This is a genomic window from Streptomyces sparsogenes subsp. cuspidosporus (genome assembly GCF_039532705.1).
GTDB classification, from domain to species: domain Bacteria; phylum Actinomycetota; class Actinomycetes; order Streptomycetales; family Streptomycetaceae; genus Streptomyces; species Streptomyces sparsogenes.
Genome location: NZ_BAAASD010000033.1, coordinates 1 through 20,481 on the forward strand (window position 1 = coordinate 1; position 20,481 = coordinate 20,481).

Annotated in this window: 17 protein-coding genes and 3 tRNA genes; 11 read left to right on the forward strand and 9 right to left on the reverse strand. The window is 72.8% G+C overall.

Going from position 1 to position 20,481, the window contains the following annotated elements; genetic code table 11:
- Nucleotides 1–130 precede the first annotated feature (130 nt).
- The 4 genes from ABFY07_RS29985 (at nucleotide 131) to ABFY07_RS30000 (ending at nucleotide 4,687) form a co-directional block, all read left to right on the forward strand.
- Nucleotides 131–1,297 (forward strand): lipid-transfer protein, encoded by a 1,167-nt coding sequence (locus tag ABFY07_RS29985; RefSeq protein ID WP_346177505.1) that lies wholly within the window; start codon nucleotides 131–133, stop codon nucleotides 1,295–1,297.
- A 53-nt stretch (nucleotides 1,298–1,350) separates the two neighbouring features.
- The gene (locus ABFY07_RS29990; RefSeq protein ID WP_346177506.1) at nucleotides 1,351–2,208 is read left to right on the forward strand and encodes a DUF1906 domain-containing protein; all 858 of its coding nucleotides are present in this window, start codon (nucleotides 1,351–1,353) and stop codon (nucleotides 2,206–2,208) included.
- 212 nt (nucleotides 2,209–2,420) lie between these two features.
- Nucleotides 2,421–2,951 (forward strand): SigE family RNA polymerase sigma factor, encoded by a 531-nt coding sequence (locus ABFY07_RS29995; protein ID WP_346177507.1) that lies wholly within the window; start codon nucleotides 2,421–2,423, stop codon nucleotides 2,949–2,951.
- Between the two features lie 83 nt (nucleotides 2,952–3,034).
- A complete protein-coding gene (locus ABFY07_RS30000) occupies nucleotides 3,035–4,687 on the forward strand; it encodes a long-chain fatty acid--CoA ligase (protein WP_346177508.1) in 1,653 nt (550 codons plus the stop codon).
- A 179-nt stretch (nucleotides 4,688–4,866) separates the two neighbouring features.
- Here the strand turns inward: ABFY07_RS30000 and ABFY07_RS30005 are convergent, their stop codons facing one another.
- A complete protein-coding gene (locus ABFY07_RS30005) occupies nucleotides 4,867–6,108 on the reverse strand; it encodes an MFS transporter (RefSeq protein ID WP_346177509.1) in 1,242 nt (413 codons plus the stop codon).
- A 227-nt stretch (nucleotides 6,109–6,335) separates the two neighbouring features.
- On the opposite strand from ABFY07_RS30005, the gene ABFY07_RS30010 reads away from it, so the two are divergent.
- Complete coding sequence (locus tag ABFY07_RS30010) at nucleotides 6,336–7,007, forward strand: TetR/AcrR family transcriptional regulator (protein ID WP_346177510.1); 672 nt, start codon at nucleotides 6,336–6,338, stop codon at nucleotides 7,005–7,007.
- 25 nt (nucleotides 7,008–7,032) lie between these two features.
- On the opposite strand, the gene ABFY07_RS43250 is transcribed toward ABFY07_RS30010, so the two are convergent.
- From ABFY07_RS43250 to ABFY07_RS30020, 3 genes are all read right to left on the reverse strand, one after another.
- Nucleotides 7,033–7,701 carry a response regulator gene (locus ABFY07_RS43250; protein ID WP_428837034.1) on the reverse strand — a complete coding sequence of 223 codons (669 nt, stop codon included), beginning with the start codon at nucleotides 7,699–7,701 and terminating at the stop codon, nucleotides 7,033–7,035.
- A gap of 1 nt (nucleotide 7,702) precedes the next feature.
- A complete protein-coding gene (locus ABFY07_RS30015; protein ID WP_428837035.1) occupies nucleotides 7,703–11,932 on the reverse strand; it encodes a PAS domain-containing protein in 4,230 nt (1,409 codons plus the stop codon).
- A 226-nt stretch (nucleotides 11,933–12,158) separates the two neighbouring features.
- Complete coding sequence (locus ABFY07_RS30020) at nucleotides 12,159–12,521, reverse strand: SSI family serine proteinase inhibitor (RefSeq protein ID WP_346177583.1); 363 nt, start codon at nucleotides 12,519–12,521, stop codon at nucleotides 12,159–12,161.
- Between ABFY07_RS30020 and ABFY07_RS30025 the strand changes: the two genes are divergently transcribed.
- The 3 genes from ABFY07_RS30025 (at nucleotide 12,427) to ABFY07_RS30035 (ending at nucleotide 13,282) form a co-directional block, all read left to right on the forward strand.
- On the forward strand, nucleotides 12,427–12,627 hold the full coding sequence (locus ABFY07_RS30025) for a hypothetical protein (RefSeq protein ID WP_342673133.1): 201 nt from the start codon (nucleotides 12,427–12,429) through the stop codon (nucleotides 12,625–12,627). The two genes, ABFY07_RS30020 and ABFY07_RS30025, sit on opposite strands and share 95 nt — an antisense overlap.
- 186 nt (nucleotides 12,628–12,813) lie before the next feature.
- Nucleotides 12,814–12,903: transfer RNA gene (locus ABFY07_RS30030), tRNA-Ser, on the forward strand.
- A 306-nt stretch (nucleotides 12,904–13,209) separates the two neighbouring features.
- Nucleotides 13,210–13,282 (forward strand) — tRNA-Arg (locus ABFY07_RS30035).
- 183 nt (nucleotides 13,283–13,465) lie between these two features.
- On the opposite strand, the gene ABFY07_RS30040 is transcribed toward ABFY07_RS30035, so the two are convergent.
- From ABFY07_RS30040 to ABFY07_RS30050, 3 genes are all read right to left on the reverse strand, one after another.
- Nucleotides 13,466–13,882, reverse strand: a complete 417-nt coding sequence (locus ABFY07_RS30040) for a hypothetical protein (protein WP_346177511.1) — start codon at nucleotides 13,880–13,882, stop codon at nucleotides 13,466–13,468.
- 124 nt (nucleotides 13,883–14,006) lie between these two features.
- A complete protein-coding gene (locus tag ABFY07_RS30045; protein ID WP_346177512.1) occupies nucleotides 14,007–14,621 on the reverse strand; it encodes an isochorismatase family protein in 615 nt (204 codons plus the stop codon).
- Nucleotides 14,622–14,744: 123 nt separating this feature from the next.
- Nucleotides 14,745–15,365 carry a hypothetical protein gene (locus ABFY07_RS30050; protein ID WP_065961788.1) on the reverse strand — a complete coding sequence of 207 codons (621 nt, stop codon included), beginning with the start codon at nucleotides 15,363–15,365 and terminating at the stop codon, nucleotides 14,745–14,747.
- A 211-nt stretch (nucleotides 15,366–15,576) separates the two neighbouring features.
- Here ABFY07_RS30050 and ABFY07_RS30055 point away from each other — a divergent pair.
- Nucleotides 15,577–15,650, forward strand: a tRNA-Met gene (locus tag ABFY07_RS30055).
- 44 nt (nucleotides 15,651–15,694) lie between these two features.
- Here the strand turns inward: ABFY07_RS30055 and ABFY07_RS30060 are convergent.
- On the reverse strand, nucleotides 15,695–16,312 hold the full coding sequence (locus ABFY07_RS30060; RefSeq protein ID WP_346177513.1) for a hypothetical protein: 618 nt from the start codon (nucleotides 16,310–16,312) through the stop codon (nucleotides 15,695–15,697).
- Nucleotides 16,313–16,784: 472 nt separating this feature from the next.
- On the reverse strand, nucleotides 16,785–17,714 hold the full coding sequence (locus ABFY07_RS30065; protein ID WP_346177514.1) for an LLM class F420-dependent oxidoreductase: 930 nt from the start codon (nucleotides 17,712–17,714) through the stop codon (nucleotides 16,785–16,787).
- 220 nt (nucleotides 17,715–17,934) lie between these two features.
- Between ABFY07_RS30065 and ABFY07_RS30070 the strand changes: the two genes are divergently transcribed.
- Entirely contained in the window at nucleotides 17,935–18,672 is a 738-nt protein-coding gene (locus ABFY07_RS30070) for a response regulator transcription factor (protein ID WP_076970928.1), read from the forward strand.
- A 12-nt stretch (nucleotides 18,673–18,684) separates the two neighbouring features.
- Nucleotides 18,685–20,469 carry a sensor histidine kinase gene (locus tag ABFY07_RS30075; RefSeq protein ID WP_346177515.1) on the forward strand — a complete coding sequence of 595 codons (1,785 nt, stop codon included), beginning with the start codon at nucleotides 18,685–18,687 and terminating at the stop codon, nucleotides 20,467–20,469.
- Nucleotides 20,470–20,481: the final 12 nt, after the last annotated feature.

A 20,481-nucleotide genomic window follows, 5' to 3' on the forward strand; every position in this document is an offset into this window, starting at 1 on the left:
CGTCGTGGGGAACCAGGCGGCCAAGCCTCCCGAACCATGATCGGCAGCCCGATGAAAGCCACACCCGGTTCCCCTGGGCGCCACAACCCTACGAATGGCTGGGGCAGACCCAGGAAGAAGGTAGAGCCCGATGAGCGTCCGCAGAGCCGATACGCTCGGCGGCCGGGCGGCGATCGTGGGGATCGGCGCCACCGAGTTCTCCAAGGACTCCGGTCGCAGCGAGCTGAAGCTGGCGGCTGAGGCCGTCCGCGCCGCCCTGGACGACGCCGGGCTCACCCCCGCCGACGTCGACGGGCTGGTCACCTTCACCATGGACACCAGCCCCGAGATCACCGTGGCCCAGGCCTGCGGCATCGGCGAGCTCTCGTTCTTCTCCCGCGTCCACTACGGCGGGGGAGCCGCCTGCGCCATCGTCCAGCAGGCCGCGCTCGCCGTGGCCACGGGCGTCGCCGACGTCGTGGTCTGCTACCGGGCGTTCAACGAGCGCTCCGGCCGCCGCTTCGGCTCCGGGGTGCAGCACCGCGAGCCCTCGGCCGAAGGCACCGCGCTCGGCTGGGCGCTGCCCTTCGGCCTGCTGACCCCGGCCTCGTGGGTCGCCATGGCCGCGCGGCGCTATCTGCACACGTACGGCCTGTCGCCGGATGTCTTCGGCCATGTTGCCGTCACGGACCGCCGCCACGCCGCCACCAACCCCGCCGCGTACTTCTACGGTAAGCCGATCACCCTCGCCGACCACGCCGCCTCCCGCTGGATCGTCGAGCCGCTGCGGCTGCTGGACTGCTGCCAGGAGACGGACGGCGGCCAGGCGCTCGTGGTCACCGGTGTCGAGCGGGCGCGCGATCTGCCGCATCCGCCCGCGGTGGTCACCGCGGCGGCGCAGGGCGCGGGGCGCGGGCAGGAGCAGATGACGAGCTTCTACCGCGACGACCTGACCGGGCTTCCCGAGATGGGAGTGGTCGCGCGGCAGCTGTGGCGCGGCAGCGGGCTGACCCCCGCCGACATCGATGTGGGCATCCTCTACGACCACTTCACCCCGTTCGTGCTGATGCAGCTGGAGGAGTTCGGCTTCTGCGGGCCCGGTGAGGCGCCCGGCTTCGTCGCCGACGGCGCGCTACCGCTCAATACCCATGGCGGTCAGCTCGGTGAGGCCTATCTGCACGGGATGAACGGGATAGCCGAAGCGGTCCGCCAGATACGCGGCACCTCGGTCAACCAGGTCCCGCAGGCGTCCCGCGCCCTGGTCACGGCGGGCACCGGGGTACCGACATCCGGGCTGCTCATCGGCGCAGACGGCTGAACCGCGCGCGTGTCTGCGGGGCCGGTCCCCCCACCGGCACTTTGACTCGTCATATGGACCGAAGAAAGAAGATCAGATGGAAGATCGTCGGATGTGCGGTCGGCCTGTCCGCGACGCCGGCCACGCTGATCGTCGGCGCCCCTTCCGCCGCCTCCTCCCCCGAGGCGGCCCTCCCCGACCCTCGGCCGCTGGGCGCCAAGGTCTTCCGTGGCTGGGCCCTGGACACCTGCCACGCCCCCTCGCTCGAGACCCTGCGCGCCTGGAGCGGATCCCGGTACGGCGCGGTCGGCGTCTACTACGGGGGCCGCGGCCGGGCCTGCCCGAGCCAGCCGAACCTCAGCGTTTCGTGGATGCGGGGGACCCGTGCCATCGGCTGGCGGGTGCTGCCCATCTATGTCGGCTCGCAGTCCCCCTGCGTCCGCAACAAGAACAAGAAGCACGTCCCCATCGGCGACAAGCCCTGGTCGCAGGGGCGCAAGGAGGGCAAGGACGCGGTCAACCGAGCCAAGGCGCTGGCCCTCAAGAAGCGCAGCGCGCTCTACCTCGACATGGAGGCGTACGAGCAGTGGCGCACCAAGTGCGCCAAGACCACGCTCTCCTTCATCCGCGGCTGGAACCGGGAAGTGCGCTCGCACGGCTATTTCCCGGGCTTCTACAGCAGCGCCGAGTCGGGGGTGCTGCATCTGGAGCAGGCCCGCGAGGCCGGGAAGCACGACCTCCCCTCCGTGATGTGGTTCGCGCGCTGGAGCGGGAAGGCATCGCTGTCCGGGGAGCCGGTCCTGCCCAAGAGCGCCTGGCATCCGCACCGCCGTATCCACCAGTACGTCGGCAATATCACCGAGACGCACGGCGGCCGGACCCTGCAGATCGACCGCAACAAGGTCGACGCCCCCGTGGCGATCATCGACTGACCCCGGTCGTCGGGCGAGCCCCCGGCCGTCGGCCGAGCCCCCGGTCGTACCCCCCTCGCCGTACCACCCCTGGGGCACAACCCTGAGGTACTCTCCGCCACCCCTCCCCCCGCAGGAGGTGATGCCGGCCCCGCCCCTACAACCTGAGGTTGAGGCGCCTTCGGCACTTACGGCCGATCCATCGACCGCTGCCCACTCCTAGCGTGGGAGGCATGACCACGAGTGTGTGCACCGGCGCGTCCACCGCCGCGTTTCCGTCCTTCGCGTCGTACGTGCGGGCGCGGGGGCCGGTGCTGCTGCGCACCGCCCGCGCGCTGAGCGCGAACGCCTGGGACGCGGAGGACCTGTTGCAGACCGCGCTGGCCAAGACGTACTTGGCGTGGGAGCGGATAGAGGACCACAACGCGCTGGACGGGTATGTCCGCCGGGCGTTGGTGAACACGCGGACCTCGCAGTGGCGCAAGCGCAAGGTCGACGAGTTCGTGTGCGAGGAGCTGCCCGAGCCGGATCCGGTCCCCGCCCCGGACCCCGCCGAGCAGCAGGTGTTGCGGGACGCGATGTGGCGGGCGGTGCTGCGGCTGCCCGACCGGCAGCGGGCCATGGTCGTCCTCAGGTATTACGAGGACCTCAGCGAGGCCCAGACGGCCGAGGTGCTGGGCGTGTCGGTGGGCACGGTCAAGAGCGCCGTCTCGCGCGCCCTCGGCAAGCTGCGCGAGGACCCGGCCCTCACCCGGGCGGCCTGACCGGACCTAGTGACATACCGTCCGGTCGGCTGCAGAATCGGCGGACACCTCGACCGCGCGTAACCGGAACCCTGGAGGCCCCGGTGCTCAGCACGATGCAGGACGTACCGCTGACCGTGACCCGCATCCTCGTCCACGGGGCGCTGACGCACAGCAAGGCGCAAGTCATCACCTGGACCGGTGACGGCGAGCCGGAGCGCCGTACCTTCTACGACGTGGCGCTGCGGTCGATCCAGCTGGCGAACGCGCTGCGCGACGAGCTCGGCGTCGAAGAGGACCAGGTCGTGGGCTCGCTCATGTGGAACAACTGCGAGCACCTGGAGGCGTATCTGGCGGTGCCCTCGATGGGGGCCGTGCTGCACACCCTCAATCTCCGGCTGCCCGCCGACCAGTTGGCCTGGATCATCAATCATGCCGCCGACCGCGTGATCCTCGTCAACGGCTCGCTGCTGCCGCTGCTCGCCCCGCTCCTGCCCCGGCTCGGTTCCGTGGAGCACGTGGTCGTCGCCGGGCCGGGGGACCGCTCCGTTCTGGACGGGTGCCGGGCGAACGTCCACGACTACGAGGAGCTGATCGAGGGCCGTCCCGCGCGTTACCCCTGGCCCGTCACGGATGAGCGCCGGGCCGCGGCCCTGTGCTACACGTCCGGGACGACCGGCGACCCGAAGGGCGTTGCCTACAGCCACCGTTCGATCTATCTGCACTCGATGCAGGTCAACAGCGTCGAGGCGTTCGGCATGTCCGCGAAGGACACCCTGCTGCCGGTGGTGCCGATGTTCCACGCCAACGCGTGGGGCACCCCGCACGCCGCCTTCATGGCGGGCGCCTCCATGTTGATGCCCGACCGCTTTCTGCACCCGGCCCCGCTCGCCGACATGATCGAGGCGGTCCGCCCCACCCTCAGCGCCGCCGTCCCCACCATCTGGCAGGGGCTGTTGTCCGAGCTCGACGCCAAGCCGCGGGACGTGTCCTCGCTGCGCGAGGTCTACATCGGCGGGGCGGCCTGCCCGCCGTCGTTGATGAGGGCGTTCGAGGAGCGGCACGGCATCCGGGTGGTGCACGCCTGGGGCATGACGGAACTCTCGCCGCTCGGGTCCGTGGCCCATCCGCCCGCCGGTCTCACGGCGGAGGAGGAGTGGCCGTACCGCGAGTCCCAGGGCCGCTTCCCGGCCTCGGTGGAGTACCGGCTGACCGCGCCCGACGGCGAGCTCGTGCCCTGGGACGGCACGTCGGTGGGCGAGCTGGAGGTGCGCGGTCCGTGGATCGCGGCCGCGTACTACGGCGGGGCGGAGGGCGAGCCATTCCGCCCGGAGGACAAGTTCACCGCCGACGGCTGGCTGAAGACCGGCGATGTCGGCGCCATCACGGCGGACGGCTTCCTGACGCTGACGGACCGGGCGAAGGACGTCATCAAGTCGGGCGGGGAATGGATCTCGTCGGTCGAGCTGGAGAACCATCTGATGGCCCACCCGCATGTCGCCGAGGCGGCGGTGGTCGCGGTGCCGGACGAGAAGTGGGGGGAGCGCCCGCTGGCGACGGTGGTGCTGAAGGACAGCGTCGAGGTCGATTACGAGGAGCTCCGGGCGTTCCTCGCGGAGCGGATCGCGCACTGGCAGCTGCCGGAGCGCTGGGCGCTGATCGAGGAGGTGCCGAAGACGAGCGTGGGGAAGTTCGACAAGAAGGTCATCCGCAGGCGGTACGCGGACGGTGAGCTGGAGGTGACGAAGCTCGGCTAGGCGGCCGAGGGGCGCGGACGACCAAGTCCACGCCCCCGAAAAGCTCCGATGCTCCTGATGTCGGGTGCGAAGCAGAAGCCGAGTCCGGGGCCCAGCACGAGTCCGGGGTCGGGCCCGGGGACCGGATCCCGGGACCGGATCCCGGGTCCGGGGCCGGGGACCGGATCCTGGGCGGCCGGTCAACGCGTTCGGGTGGCCCGGCCGGGACGGCGTCGGGCGGCGCCCAGCCAGCCGAGGGCCAGCCAGCAGACGGCGACGGCGCATACCCCGCCCCAGCCCCACCGCTCGAACGCGGGTCCCGCGAGCGCCGAAGCGGTGGCTCCGCCGATGAACGCCGAGACGATGTAGGCCGTGTTGGCCGTGGCCGGGGAGGCGGTCGAGGTCAGGGCCCGGGTCTGGTTGGCCACCTGCCCCGCCGTCAGCCCGGCGTGCAGCAGCACCGCCGCCGCGCACAGCGCCCAGATCCAGGAGCCGCCGAGCCAGAACAGCGGTACGGAGGCGGCGGCGAGCACATACGCGGCGCCGACCACCCGGGTCACCCCGAACCGGTCCACCAGGCCGCCGGACAGCGGCGCCACGGCGCTCGCGGTCAGCCCGAACAGGCCGAACAGCCCGGCCGTGCCCGTCGACATGCCGTATCCGGGCCCGGTGAGCAGCAGGGCCAGCGCCGTCCACAGGGCGCTCCACGCCCCGTACAACCCGGCCTGCCGCAGGCACGCGCTCCGCAGTTCGGAGGAGGTGGCGAGCATCCGCGGCACCCGCGCGACGCCCTTGAGGATCGCCGACGGGTGGGTCTTGGCACGCGGACGGGTCTCGGCCGGCAGCAGCGCGGCGGTCGCCAGGCCGATGAGCGCGGTCAGGCCCGCCGCGCCGAGGAAGACGGCGCGCCAGCCGTACGCCTGCCCGGCGAGCCCGCCCAGCACCCGGGCCGCGACCACGCCGGCGAACAGCCCCGCGACGACGACGCCGAGGTGGCGGCCGCGCCGCGCGGCCGGGGCGCGTTCGGCGACGAGCGGCACCAGCAGCTGCGGTACGACCGTGGCGGCGGAGGCCGCGAAGACGGCGGCACCGAGCGCGGGCAGCCCCGGCGCCAGCCCCGCGACGACCAGGGCCACGCCCGCCGCGGCGGACAGCGCGCCGACGAGGCGGCGGCGGTTGGCGGTGTCGCCGAGGGGCGCGAAGAGCAGCAGTCCGGCCGCGTAGCCGAGCTGGGCGACGGAGGCGATCCACCCGGCGGCCGACGGGGCGACGCCGAGGTCGCGGGCGATCAGATTGAGGAGCGGCGCGGCGAGGTAGATGTTGGCGGCGGTCACGGCGGTGCAGAGGGCGATGACCGCGAGGAACACTCCGGTGGGCGGGCCGTCGCGCCGGGCGCGGGGGCGGGGTCCGGCGCCGGTGGCGCGGCTGGTGTCGGACGGCACGGCCGGATCCCTACCCGTATCCGTATCCGTGCCTCTACGTACGTCCGTGCCGGTACCCGTAGGCGTGGCCATGTCCGAGCCCGTGCCCGTACGCGTCTCTGCCACCGTCATCGCTGATGCCTCCCCGCGGCGCATGCCTGCTTCTGCTCTCGTAACCAACTGGTTGGTTATTGAGTCTGCGGGCTCGGGGGGAGGTTGTCAACCAGACAGTTGGTTACCCTGGGTCCATGGCACAAGCAAGGGACGCGGAGGCGACGAAGGCCCGGATCTTCGCGGCGGCCACCGCGGAATTCGCCGCCCACGGCATCGCCGGGGCCCGCATCGACCGCATCGCCCGCGAGGCCAAGGCCAACAAGCAGCTCATCTATGCCTACTTCGGCGACAAGGCCGAACTGTTCAGGCAGGTCATACAGCACGCCATGCTGGACCTCGCGGCCGCGGTCCCGCCCGACCCCGAGGACCCGGCCGGCTATCTGGACCGCCTGATGGCCTACCACGCCGCCCACCCCGAGCTGCTGCGGCTGATGCTCTGGGAGGGGCTCGAGTACGGAAGCGGCGGTTCCGAGGTCCAGCGGGAGGAGGAGCGGCGCGCGTCCTACGCGGCGAAGGCCGCCGCATTCTCCGCCGCGCAGGAGCGGGGCGCCATCGACGGGTATCTCCCGCCGCAGCACCTGGTGTTCGTCATCAGCGCGCTGGCGGGCTGGCCCTTCGCCGTGTCGCAGTTCCGCAGGCTGCTCGTCGGCGACACGGAGGAGGACGCCGCGCGGCTCAGCGAGTCACTCCACGCCGCCGTCCGCCGCCTCACCGGCACGGAGGGCTCACCGTCCAAGGGCTCGCAAGCCGAGGGCCCCGAACACGAGGGCCCCGAACACGAGGGCCCCCACCCCCAGGGTTCATAGCCCGAAGGCCGGCGCCCGGCGGGCCTCAGTTGTTGCCGATCTTGGCCAGCAGGTCCACGATCCGCCCCTGCACCTCCGCGCTCGTCGAGCGCTCCGCGAGGAACAGCACGGTCTCGCCCGAACTCAGCCGCGACAGATTGGCCGGGTCGATGTCCGCGGAGGTGTAGACGACCAGCGGGGTGCGGTTGAGCAGCCCGTTCCCCCGCAGCCAGTCCACGATCCCGGCCCGGCGGCGGCGCACCTGCATCAGGTCCATCACCACCAGATTCGGCCGCATCTGCGCCGCGAGCGTCACCGCGTCCGCGTCCGTCGCCGCCCTGGCGACCTGCATGCCGCGCCGCTCAAGCGTCGCCGTCAGCGCCTCGGAGATCGGCTGGTGCTCCTCGATCAGCAGCACCCGCGGCGGGTGCTGCTCGCTGTCGCGCGGGGCGAGCGCCTTGAACAGGACGGCCGGATCGGCGCCGTACGCCGCCTCCCGCGACGCCTGGCCGAGCCCCGCCGTCACCAGCACCGGCACCTCGGCGGCGACCGCCGCGGTACGCAGCGACTGCAGCGCCGTCCGGGTGATCGGCCCGGTCAGCGGGTCGACGAACAGCGCGGCCGGGTACGCCGCGATCTGCGCGTCCACCTCTTCCCGCGAATGCACGATCACCGGGCGGTAGCCGCGGTCGCTGAGCGCCTGCTGAGTGGACATGTCAGGCGCCGGCCATACGAGCAGGCGGCGCGGGTTGTCCAGGGGCTCGGGCGGCAGCTCGTCGTCGGGCGGTGGGGTGCGGTCGTCGACGACCTCGACCGCGCCGTTCGGCCCGTCCAGCGGCTCCGGCCCCTCGGCGCCCTCGTCGGGCGCGCCGATCGCGAAGGCGCGGCCCGCGCTCTGCGGCGCGGTGGGACGGTGCGGATGCGGCCCCGGCCCCACCGGCTGGGGGCGCGGCTGGGGCCCGCGGGCACCGCCGTGGGGCTGGGCCCCGGGATGGGCCGGGCCTCCGGGGCGCGGCTGGGCTCCGGGGGGCGGCTGGGCACCGGGGTGGGGCGGCTGCGCGCGGCCGGCCGGCTCGATCTCGGCCGAGGCGGCCGGATCGCCCGGGTCGGGTCGGGCCGCCAGCTTGCGCCGCCTGCCCGAACCCCCGGGCGTGGCCGTGCCGCCCGACGGCGTCTGGAGCTGCGCCTGCGGATGGTGCGGGTGATGCTCCGAGACCTGCTGAGCGAACGGCACGCCCTGCCCAAGGGTCCGCACGCTGATCGAGCGCCCCTGCGAGGCGTCGGCGCCCGGGGCGGGCTCGGCCGCGGCCAACTGCTGCGGCCGGCGCTGGGGCAGAGGCTGAGGCTGGGGGCCGCGTGGCGTGGGACCGCCCGGCCAGGCGCCCGGCTGCGGCGCGCCTTCCTGCATGGTGGGCAACTGGCCCTGCCCCGGCTGTCCGCCGTGCCCCGGCCGGCCTCCGTGCTCCGACATCCCGCCGTGGCCCGGCTGCTCGCCCGGTCCAGGCTGATTCCCAGGCCCCGACTGGTCCTCGGTCAGCGGCCGCCGGGCCCGTCGCCGCCCGGTGGGCTGCGGGGCGGGCTGGGGCACGCCGGGGCCGGGCACCGGCCGCGGGCCGCCGCCGGTCTCGTACGGGCCGTCTCCCGGGCCGCCCTCCGGGCCGTACGGACCCGCGTCGGCGTCGTACGGACCCGCGTCCGCGTCGTACGGGGCGCTCTCGGGCTGGTTCCAGTTGTTCTGCTGTTGTTCGGGGGTGCGTGCGGCGGGCAGTGCGGGCATGGCCGGTCCGCCCTGGGCACTTTGGGCGTCCGGGGGCGTCTGGGGGCCCCGGGGCGGCGGGCCAGCCGCCGGGCCGCTGCCCGGCGTTGGGCGGTACGGGGCCGCCCCGTACGGCGAGGCCGCCGCCCTGGGCGTCCTGGGCGGCTCCGCCGCGCGCGTCCCGCGCCCCGTGCTGCGCGGGGACGAGGCCCACGGGGCCGAGCTCCGGTGGCAGCGCGGACTGCGGCGCCCGGTCGGCCGCCGCGGGCGGCAGCGCGAAGGGGGACCGGCCACCGGCCGGGTCGCCGGCGGGCTGAGACTGCGCCTGGGGTTGCCCCTGGCGCTGCGGTTGCGGCTGTGGCTGCTGCGTCTGGTCGGCTCCGGCCCGCCCGGGTGCCTCGGCGAGCGCGCGCCGGGCCCGCCGCCGTCCGGCGGGCTGGGCGCCGGGCTGGGTCGGGGGGAGCGGGTCCGGGCCGGCGTTCGGGCCGTCCTCGGGCTGGTTCCAGTTGTTCTGCTGTTGTTCGGGGGTGCGTGCGGCGGGCAGTGCGGGCATGGCCGGTCCGCCCTGGGCGCCTTGGGCGTCCGGGGGCGCCTCGGGGCCCGCGGCGGCGGGCCAGCCGCCGGTCTGCGGAGCGGCGTCGGCCGCCGCGGGCGGCAGCGCGAAGGCCGACCGCCCCGGGCCGCCCTCGGCCGGGGCAGCGCGACGGGCGCGCCGCCCCGCCGGGGGCGACGGCTGCCCGGCCACGCCCTGCGGCGGCACCGGACCCATCGCGGCGGCCTGCGGGCCGGTCCGCGGACCGGCTTGTGGACCGGCCTGCGGCGCACCGGTCCGGGCATGGCGATGAGCCCCCGAACCCTGGCCGTCGGTCTCGGGGTTCGCGCTCGCGGCCGCCGGCTGCCCTTCGGCGGGGTGGCGGCGGGCGCGTCGGCGCCCGGTCGGCCGTGGCTCCTCGGCCTCGGCCTGCTGCGCCGCGGCGGTGTCGTCGCCGTCCGGCGCGGGCGCCAGGGGCGCGGGCCCGGCGTGGGCGGCGCGGTGACCGGCGCGCTGGGTGCCGGGCGTGCGCGGGGCGGCTCCGGGTGCGGCGGCGCCGCCGCGCGTGCCCCCGCCGTTGCCACCGCTACCGCCGGCACCGGCGCCGTTCGTACCGGCCCCGTGCGTAGCGGGCCCGTTGGCACCGGCGCCGTTCGTACCGGCGCCGTGCGTGTCCGTGCTGTTCATACCGGCGCCATGGGTCCCGGCGCCCTCGGCCCCGGCACCGTTGGTCCCCGTGCCATGGGTCCCGGCGCCCTCGGCCCCGGCACCATTGGTCCCCGCGCCGTTGGTTCCGTTCGGGCCCCGCCGGGCGCGCCGCCCCGTCGGCGTCTGGCCCGTGCCCGTGCCCGTGCCGTCCGTTCCGCCCTGGGCGGCCCCGGGGCCCGAGGCCGTGTGGCCGGTGTCGGCTGCTGGGCCGGAGGCGCCCCGGCCGGCGGTCCCCGCCGCTGACCCCGTCCCGGACGTGCCCGCGGATGCCGCCGTGGCGTCCTCGGGCCCGCCCGCCTGGTCGGCGGCGGCCGCGGAGATCGGCACCTCCAGGACGTACGCGTGCCCGCCCATGCCCGGCATCTCATGCGTCTGCAGCACGCCACCGTGCCGCCGTACGATCCCCCGGACGATCGGCTCGTGCACCGGGTCGCCGCCCGCGTACGGACCCCGTACCTCGATCCGTACGACGTCGCCGCGCTGCGCCGCCGCCACCACGATCGTCGAGTCGCCCGTCGCGCCGCCGGGGCCCCCGGCCGCCTTTCCGGTGGAGTCGACTCCGGCCACGTCCGCGATCAGGTGCGCCAGCGCCTGTGCCAGGCGCTCCGCGTCCACCTCGGCCTCGATCGGCGGCGCGTGCACGGCGAACTGCGCCCGCCCCGGGCCGATCAGCTCGACCGCGCCCTCGACGCCGGCCGTGACGACCTCGTCCATCGAGACCGGGTGCCGCGTGAAGTCCTCGCTGCCCGAGTCGAGCCGCTGGTAGCTGAGGACGTTGTCCACCAGCGTGGTCATCCGGGTGTAGCCGGCGGCGAGGTGGTGGAGGATCTGGTTCGCCTCGGGCCACAGCTGCCCGGCCGGGTCGTCGGCGAGCACGCCGAGTTCACCGCGCAGCTCCAGCAGCGGGCCGCGCAGCGACTGGTCGAGTACGGCGAGCAGCTGGGCGTTGCGGGCGGCGACCGCCTCGTACCGCTCGGCGTGTTCCTGGCGCTCCTGGGCGAGCCGCGCCGTGAGCTCGTCCCGCTCCTGATTGAGCCGCGCGGTGAGTTTCTCGACCTCCTCCGCGTGCCGCGCGGTGAGCTTCTCCAGCTCCTCCGCGTGCTTGGCTGTGACCTTCTCCAGCTCCTCGGCGTGTTGCGCCACGAGGGCTTCCTCGGGCCGCCGGTCGGTGAAGGTCATCACCGCGCCGACGAGCTGATCACCGTCCCGCACGGGCGCGGTCGTCAGGTCGACCGGTACCGGGCTGCCGTCCTTCGCCCACAGCACCTGGCCGCGCACCCGGTATTTGCGGCCGGAGCGCAGGGTCTCGGTGAGCGGGGACTCCTCGTACGGGAGAGGGGAACCATCCGCGCGCGAGTGGTGTACAAGAGGATGAAGCTCCTGACCGCCCAAGTCGCTGGCCCGGTAGCCGAGGATCTGCGCGGCGGACGGGTTGACGAGGACCACCTTGCCCTCGGTGTCCACGCCGACCACGCCCTCCGCCGCCGCGCGCAGGATCATCTCGGTCTGGCGCTGCTGGCGGGCGAGTTCGGCCTCCGTGTCGAGCGTCCCGGTCAGGTCGCGCACGACGAGCATCAGCAGTTCGTCGCCGGTGTAGCTGTACTGGTCGGCGTACGGGGTCCGGCCGTCCTCCAGATTCGCGCTGGTGACCTCGACGGGGAACTGCACGCCGTCGGTGCGCCGCGCGATCATGCGCGTCGGCTTGGTGCGGCCCGCCTCGTCCCGGTCCGGGCGGCGCATCGAGCCCGGAATGCGATTGGAGTCGAAGGTGGGGAGGAGATCGAGAAGCCCGCGGCCGACGAGCGCCGTTCCCGGCACCTCGAAGGTCTCGAGCGCGATGTGGTTGGCGTTGACGACCGTGCCGTTGCAGTTGACCAGCAGCAGGGCGTCCGGGAGGGCGTCGAGTATGGCTGCGAGGCGAGCAGCGCCTCGGGATGGCCTGCTGCTCACGACGACGCTTCCTCCCTGATGTACCGCACCTTGCCCGACACTCGCGGTCATTGTGCCGCCGCGTCCGTTGAGTGTCCTCCAGGGAGTCTACGGGCAGCGGGCGCGGGCGCGGCGGTAGATGAGAGGGAGGTCGCAGCACGACGTACGCGTCTCGACGCACGCCTGGACAAACCCCCTGGGCGCGCTCACCGGTCGGTTCCGTCCCAGGCCCGGCCAATACTCCAGGTCAGCTCCCAGGAAGGCGCAAAACCTCGGAAAATCTGTCCCACCGGGCGATCTCGCACCCGTTCACCCGAGTGAACCGCGCGTCCACCGGCCGCCCCGCCCAACGCCCCCGCAGATGCCCCGTGGCCGGCCCCCCGTACTGCCCCGTGCACATCGCCCCGGGCGGCACGGGCGCGAACGGTTCCCTCCCCCACACCGTCGCGTCATCCAGCTGATCGCACGCCTCCCCCGCGGCCGGATGCGTCCCGCCCGTGGGATGACACGTCAGCGTGTACGTGACGGAGTCCGCGACCACGCCGCTCCGCGACACGGTGACGACCAAACGGTCGCCGCCCTCCCCGTCGTACGGCCTGGGCAGCGGCACGGGCGCTGCCCAGGCGGGGACGCTCAGCGCGGCCACAGAGGCGGCCGCCGAGACGGCGGCGACGGCGAGGCGGTGCAACACAGGCATGGGGGCGCTCCAGGTGTGATCACATCGGGGCGCACTGCCCCTGCCCGTCTAACGCGCCGCCGTCGTGCGCGTTGCGCCGCCATAAGGGCTTTGCGATGCGACCCGCCAGCCGAGTACCGTAGGCGGCGATTGGTGACATCCCCCTGGGCTGTGACATCATCTGCACACACCGCATCGCGCTCGCGCGAATATGCTCGGTGTGCATGGAGGCTTCGCCTAGTCTGGTCTATGGCGCCGCACTGCTAATGCGGTTTGGGGTAACCCCCCATCCCGGGTTCAAATCCCGGAGCCTCCGCACTGACCGGAGCCCCGGCCCCACGGCCGGGGCTCCGCCGCGTTTACCCCTCCAGGCGCCCCCACCACCCCACCCGGCCGGCCGCCCCTTGCGTGCCAACCTGGTCACGCATGGTAACCATCGCCAGCCCGGCCTCAGCCCCCGTGTGCCTGCCTCGCTCCGTCGCCCCGCCGCTCCCCGGCGACCGCCAAAAGGGAGTTTTCCCAGCTCGGAGGGGGTGTGGGAAACGGATTTCGTCTGACGCCGCAGGTCATGTAATGTTGTCCCCGCAACGCCGACCGGCAAGAAAAACCGCCGGGAAGCCAAGCGCTCGTAGCTTAACGGATAGAGCACTTGACTACGGATCAAGAGGTTGCAGGTTCGAATCCTGCCGAGCGCGCCCCAGCCCAGAGGGCCCTTCCGATCATCGGAAGGGCTCTCTGGCGTATGCGTTGACATCAACGGTGACAGCAGCCGTGGCCTGGTGATGATCAATAGCCGGGTTGGGGTCAGGCTGGGGCTATGAGCCGCACGCTCGCCATCCCTCCCCGGCGCGTATGGTCGACGGGCCCGGGTGGCCGGGTCAGGCATCGTGCGGAACGACGACGATTTGGTACGCGTCCTCGTAGGCGATCCTTCCTGGATCCGACGAGTGCATCATGCGGCACCCGATCCCATGAGCGGCGAGGATCTCCAAGTAGCCGTCTACTCGCTTGATCAGGTCCCGCGAGGTGGATTTGAACCAGGCAGCCGCCCCGGGGTGAAGCGCGCGGTCGTAGACCGTCGGGTCGACGGAGGAGGGGTCGGGATAGGCCGCGTTGTACCAGTCATTGTTGGTCCGCCTGAAGCGCTCCTGCTCAGCGGTGAGCTTCCCGTCCCGTGCCAGGCCGTTGACCAGTCCGAATACGCCGGTGAAGTATCCGCGCTCGTTCGGGGTCGTGCTCTGGAATCGTATGTACGGCGCTTCGTTCGCAAGACCTCTTGCTCCGCCGATCTCCACGGCGAAGATGCTACGGGCCCGGCTGATCGTGTGTCCGGGGGACGGGGATCTCTCAAGGGCGCCCCCACTCGGTGGACCGATCACCCGTGTGGCGCTGCCTGGGATCAGAGCTTCTGAGAACCCGTCAATGTACTGAGGATCGTTGAGCCCCTTCCGGGGTCGGCCGGTCCGCCGGGGGCTCGAACGTCACATCGGCGGCGTGCGGGACGATTTCGACCTCGTCGCCCAGCGCCCATTCGGCGACGCGGGAGACCATCGCGGCGGGCACCATGTCGCTGATGCCGGGCGCCGCGGGGATGTCGTAGGTCGCGTGGGCGTCGTGCGGCATGACCACGCGGTAGCCCTGGGCCAGCGCCGTACGCGCCGTCGCGCTGACGCACATCTCCGACATCACTCCGCATATGGCCAGGGCCTGGATTCCCGTCTCGTTGAGAAGCCGCGCGAGGGGCGTGTCCTGGAAACCGTCGTCCTCCGTCTTGCGGATCACGACGTCCCCGAGGTCTTGGTGGACGGGCAGGTGCAGCTCCCAGCCCGGTGTCCCCGGCTCGTCGGGCGCGCCCTCCGGGCCGTCGTTCTGGAGCTGGACGACGAGCGCGCCGGCCGTACGGGCCCTGGCCATCAGGTCCTTGACGCACACCACCATCCGCGGTGCCGCGGGCACCGCGTCCGGACCCGAGGCGAAGGCCGATTGGACGTCTACGACGATCAGGGCCTGGACGGGGGACACATGGGCAGCCATGGGGGGATTATGCCGTCCCCTGGGATGCGTGGGGAGGCTGGTTCGCGCGGGTCGGTTGGTTTGTGTGGGGAGGCTGGTTCCGTTTCCGTGGAAACAGCCTCCCTCCGGGTGGGAGAGCAGGGATCAGTCCTGCCCGGCCTTCCAGAACACCGGCTCCTTGTCGAAGTCGCCCGTGTACGAGGTGACCGACGGGGTCTCGCCGGCGGGCAGCAGGAAGACCTTGCAGAGGGTGGCGTTGTCGCCCGCGCCGAAGTCGTCCGGGTCCTCGCCGGGGCACTTGGCGACGTCGCCGTTCAGGGTGATGAGGGCCTTCGCGTCCTCGCCGCGGCTGTCACGGAGATTGACCGGGGTGGTGAGGAAGGGGTAGTGGATCGAGTTCTTGCCGATGTTCTGGAAGCTCATCGTCACGTAGTACGGCTGGAGCTTCCGCTCCTCGGCGTTGAGGGCCACCTTGTCCAGGTCCGACTGCGCGCCCTTCACCACGCTCTTGGCCGCGATCCTCAGGGTGCCCGTCTTGTCCGAGCGCTTGTAGGTGATCGGGGTGGACTCGCCGAGGGCGAGGGTCTTGCCCGCGTCGGAGTCCAGCGCCTTGCTGGGGGTGGCGGAGGGCTTGGGCTCCTTGGTGGGCGTCTTCTCGCCGCCGTCCTGGGCGAGGTTGTCGTTGCAGCCGGTGACGAGCAGGGCGAAGCCGGCGGCACACAGGACGGTGACGGCGGTGCGGTGGCGCGTGGATCGGATACGCATGAGTCGGTCCCCGTTGACGTGAGTTCGTGGTGCGGCGGGCTGGATGCGCAGGCCCGTCGATGTGGTGTGCACACATCATGGCCGTGACAAAGCCCCAGGCCAGAGGCGATGATCCACTCGAAGCGAGGCTGAGACCGGGCCGTTGCAAAGTAACCGGGGGCGGAATGGATTTCCCTGGGCGCTCGGAATGACGTACAGTTACCAGCACCGACGCGGGGTGGAGCAGCTCGGTAGCTCGCTGGGCTCATAACCCAGAGGTCGCAGGTTCAAATCCTGTCCCCGCTACTCATACGAGGGCCCGGCACATCAGTGCCGGGCCCTCGGCCGTTTCAGCCCGGGATCTTCCAGGCCACGGGGCTCTCGGTGTGATCGCCCGTGGCGTAGGTGACGGTGGCCGGGGCGGTGCCCCGGGGCAGCAGGAAGATTTTGCACAGGGTGACGGTCCGACCCGCTCCGAAGTCGTCCGGGTCCTTGCCGGGGCACCGCTTCACTCCCTCGTCCCCCGTGATCAGCACCTCCTGGGGCACGCCGGCGCGGTCCTCCAGGCCGGTGGGGGTGTTCAGGAAGGGGTAGTGGATGGCGGCGTCACCGACGTTCGTGAAGGTCATCGTGACGTAGTACGGCCGCAGTCGCCGGTCCGCGGCCCGCAGGGCGTCCTTGGGCAGGTCGGCCTGGGAGCCCCGCACCACGCTCTTCGCCGCGATCTTCAGGGTGTCCCGGACGTTGTCCGAGCCGCGCTTGTAGGTGATCGCCGCGGCCTTGCCGAGGGCCAGGGTGCCGTCTCCGTTGCTGTCGCCGTCGAGCGCTCGGCCTCTCGAGGCCGCCGGTCCCGGTCCGCGCCCCGGCTGCGCGGCGGCGGTGTCCTCCTCGCAGCCGGTGGCCAGCAGGGCGAGGCCCGCCGCGCAGAGGAGGGCGGCGGCGCGGGTGCGGGGGGAGCGGTTGAGCACGTTGGGGGGTCCCGTCGGTGGTGAACGTGGCGTTGTCGCGTCTGGTGAGCTCGTACGTGTTGATCTTGTGCGTACTGATCCCGTACGCGGTGATCCCGTGCGCGGTGATCTCGTGCGCGGTGATCTCGTGCGCGGTGATCTCGTGCGCGGTGATCGTGTACGGGGGGATCGTGTACGGGGGGATCTCGCGCGTGGTGAGCTCTACGTGGCGATCTTGTACTGCAGATCATCATGGTCGCGACAAAAGCCCTGACCGGCGCCGATACCAACCCGCAGCAAGCCTGAGACGGGGCCGTGACGCGCCGCCCCGGGCGTCCGCGAGTCGCAGGGCAGCGCGATTGTCAGTGGGGGGTGCCATGCTGCTTGCACAGTGGCCGGGCTGACCCGGCGGCGTTCGGGGCGGGCCCGACGGGGGTGGGCCCGCCCCGAACGTGAGTCGTGAGCTGCGTGTGGTGAGGCGCGAGCCCGGGGCTCAGCCGTTCTGGCCGAGCGGCAGGGCCTCGGCCAGCGTGCGCCACTCCGCCAGCGGGATGTCGCTCATGGGGTTGTCGGTGACGACCTGCACCGCCAGGTGGTCCGCGCCCGCCGCCAGGAACTCGTCGACGCGGCGGCGGATCGCCTCCGCGTCACCGAGGGCGAAGACGGAAGAGACGAGGCGGTCGCTGCCGCCGTCGCGGAAGTCGTCCTCGCCGAATCCCAACCGGAGGAGGTTGTTGGTGTAGTTGGGCAGCGAGAGGTAGAAGGCGAGATAGCCACGGGCGACGGTGCGAGCGCGGTCCAGGTCCGGTTCGAGGACGACCTTGAGCTCCGGGGCGAGGAGGGGGTCGGGGCCCAGGATCTCGCGGGCCTTGGCGGTGAACTCGGCCGTGACGAGGTAGGGGTGGGCACCCGCGGCGCGGTCGCGGGACAGCTTCAGCATCTTCGGGCCGAGGGCGGCCAGCACCCGGCGGGAGGCGGGGACGGGGGTCGGCGCGGCGTCGAGGGCGTCGAGGTACTCGCGCATCGCCGTGTACGGGCGGGAGTAGTCCTTGGCCAGGCGGCTGTGGCTCACCCCGAGGCCGAGCAGGAAGCGGTCGCCATGCGCCGGGTCGAGGGCGGCGTGGTGCTCGGCCACCTCGGCCGCCGTGTGGTCCCAGATGCTGAGGATGCCGGTCGCCACGGTGATCCGGGAGGTCGCCTCCAGGAGGAGGGCGGCCTGGTCCAATGAGGGGCTGCCGCCGAGCCACAGCGCTGGGAAGCCGAGCTCTTCCAACTCGGCCGCGGCGTCCCTGATCGCGCCGTGCCGCGCGGGGTCCGTCGCGCGGAGGGCTCCGGTCCAGATGCCCGTCCGGCCCAGTGTCGTGGCGAGTGCCCTGCCGGAGGTCGTGCCGGGCGTGTCGCTCTGTGTGTGGTGAGAGGCCATACGACCATTCAACCGGAGGCCCCATCCGGTTGATTCCCGCCGCGCGGTCGTACGCCGATTCGGCACCGGATTCTCACCTGAGAGGGCCTGAGAGGGCCTGAGGGGGCCTGGGAGAGCCCAAGAGGGGCCGGCCGGGGGCCGAGCGGAGCGCACAGCATTCTCAGGTTTTTCACAGACAGCCGAAAGGGGGCTCTCAGACGGCCGCCCGAGGGTGACAACCATGAAGGCGACCTCGCCCCATGGGCGTTCCGAACTGCTGCGGCCCGACGGCAGCCCCGTACGGGTGCTGGTGGTGGACGATGAGTCGGCGCTCGCCGACCTGCTCTCGATGGCGCTGCGCTACGAGGGCTGGGAGGTGCGGACGGCCGGCGACGGCGCGGAGGCTCTGCGGATCACCCGCGAGCTGCGCCCGGACGCCGTCGTCCTGGACATCATGCTGCCCGACATGGACGGGCTCACGCTGCTGGGGCGGGTCCGCGGTGAACTCCCCGAGGTGCCGGTGCTCTTCCTGACCGCGAAGGACGCGGTCGAGGACCGGATCGCCGGGCTGACCGCGGGCGGCGACGACTACGTCACCAAGCCCTTCAGCCTGGAGGAGGTCGTGGCCCGGCTGCGCGGCCTGCTGCGCAGGTCCGGGGCCGCGGCGGCGCGCAGCGAGTCGCTGCTGACCGTGGGCGATCTGGTCCTGGACGAGGACAGCCACGAGGTCTCGCGGGCCGGCCGGGAGATCCATCTGACCGCGACCGAGTTCGAGCTGCTGCGCTACCTGATGCGCAATCCGCGCCGCGTGCTCAGCAAGGCCCAGATCCTCGACCGGGTGTGGAGCTACGACTTCGGCGGCCAGGCCAACGTCGTGGAGCTGTACATCTCCTACCTTCGCCGGAAGATCGACGCGGGGCGCAGCCCGATGATCCACACCCGGCGTGGCGCGGGGTATCTGATCAAGCCGGGCGAGTAGGTGAGCCGGGCCATGGCGTTCTCCCCTGCCGGCGGTGCGCCCGCCGGTGCGTCTGCCGCTGCGCCCGCCGGGCCCCGGCCGTCCCGTCCGTCCTCCCCGTCCGGCAGGCGGTCCGCGCGCCGCCGCCGCAGGCCGTGGTCGCTGCGCACCCGGCTGGTCTTCTCCGCGGTCGGGCTGATCGCCGTCGTCTGCGCCGTCATCGGCACGGTCACCACCATCGCCCTCCACACCTATCTGTACGACCAGGTGGACAAGCAGCTCTCCGGCGTCGCCATGCGGGTCGCGGGCCCGCCCTTCGGCATCGGCAAGACCCCGCTGCCCGACAGCGGCGGGGGCCGCTGGACCGAGGACATCCGCGACACCGTCGCCGGGCCCGGCCAGCCGATGGGGACCCTCGCCGCCGAGGTCGGGGGCGGCGGCGAGCTGGGCGACAGCGCGATCAGCTCGCAGCACGAGTCCACCACGGGGGAGCCCCGGATCTCCGGCAGCTCTCTCACCTCCGCGCAGCGGAAGGCGCTGAGCCAGGTCCCCCGGGACGGGGCGGAGCACACCGTCGACATCCCCGACAAGGGCGAATACCGCGTCACGTACGTCATCGGCGGCCACGGCGACTTCCTGGTCGGCATCCCGACCGCCGAGGCGCAGAACACCATCGACACCCTCATCCTCGCCGAGGTCTCCGTCACCGCGGCCGGGCTGGTCGCCGCCGGGATCGCCGGCGCAGCCATGGTCGGCATCTCGCTGCGCCCGCTGCGCCGGGTGGCGGCCACCGCCACCCGGGTCTCCGAACTCCCGCTGCACAGCGGCGAGGTGGCCCTGAGCGAGCGGGTTCCTTCCTCCGAGGCCGACCCGCGCACCGAGGTCGGCCAGGTCGGCGCGGCCCTGAACCGCATGCTCGGGCATGTGGAGTCGGCGCTCGCGGCCCGCCAGGAGAGCGAGACGCGGGTACGCCAGTTCGTCGCCGACGCCAGCCATGAGCTGCGTACCCCGCTGGCCTCGATCCGCGGCTACGCCGAGCTGACCAGACGCGGCCGCGAGGAGATCGGACCCGACACCCGCCACGCCCTCGGCCGCGTCGAGTCCGAGGCGGCGCGGATGACCGGCCTGGTCGAGGACCTGCTGCTGCTGGCGCGGCTCGACGCGGGCCGCCCCGTCGAGCGCGCGGAGCTCGACCTGTCGCCCCTGGTGGTCGACGCGGTCAGCGACGCCCGGGCGGCCGGGCCCGACCACAAGTGGCGCCTGGAGCTGCCCGACGACCCCGCGGTCGTGTACGGCGACGACGCCCGGCTGCGTCAGATCCTGGTCAACCTGCTGGCCAACGCCCGTACGCACACTCCGCCCGGGACGACGGTCACCGCGCGCGTGTATCCGTCCCCGTATCCCGCGTCCTGCGTCTCCCTGGAGGTCGAGGACGACGGGCCGGGCATCCCGCCCGACCTGCTGCCGCATGTCTTCGAACGCTTCGCGCGCGGCGACGCCTCGCGCTCGCGCGCCGCCGGGAGCACGGGGCTCGGCCTCGCCATCGTGCACGCCGTGGTCACGGCGCACGGCGGCCAGGTGACGGTGGACAGCGTCCCCGGACGCACCGTCTTCGGCGTCCACCTGCCCGCGCACCGGTCTTCCGCGCACCGGTCTTCCGCGCACCGGTCTTCCGCGCACCAGTCTTCCGCGCACCGGTCTCCCACCGGTCCTCCGTTCACCGCTCTTCCGGGCCCTGGCCTTCCGCGCACCAGGCGCCCGTACGCCAAGCCGCTGTCCATCAGTCCGTCACCCACTCACAGGCACCCCACAGGCTGACCACACAGCCAT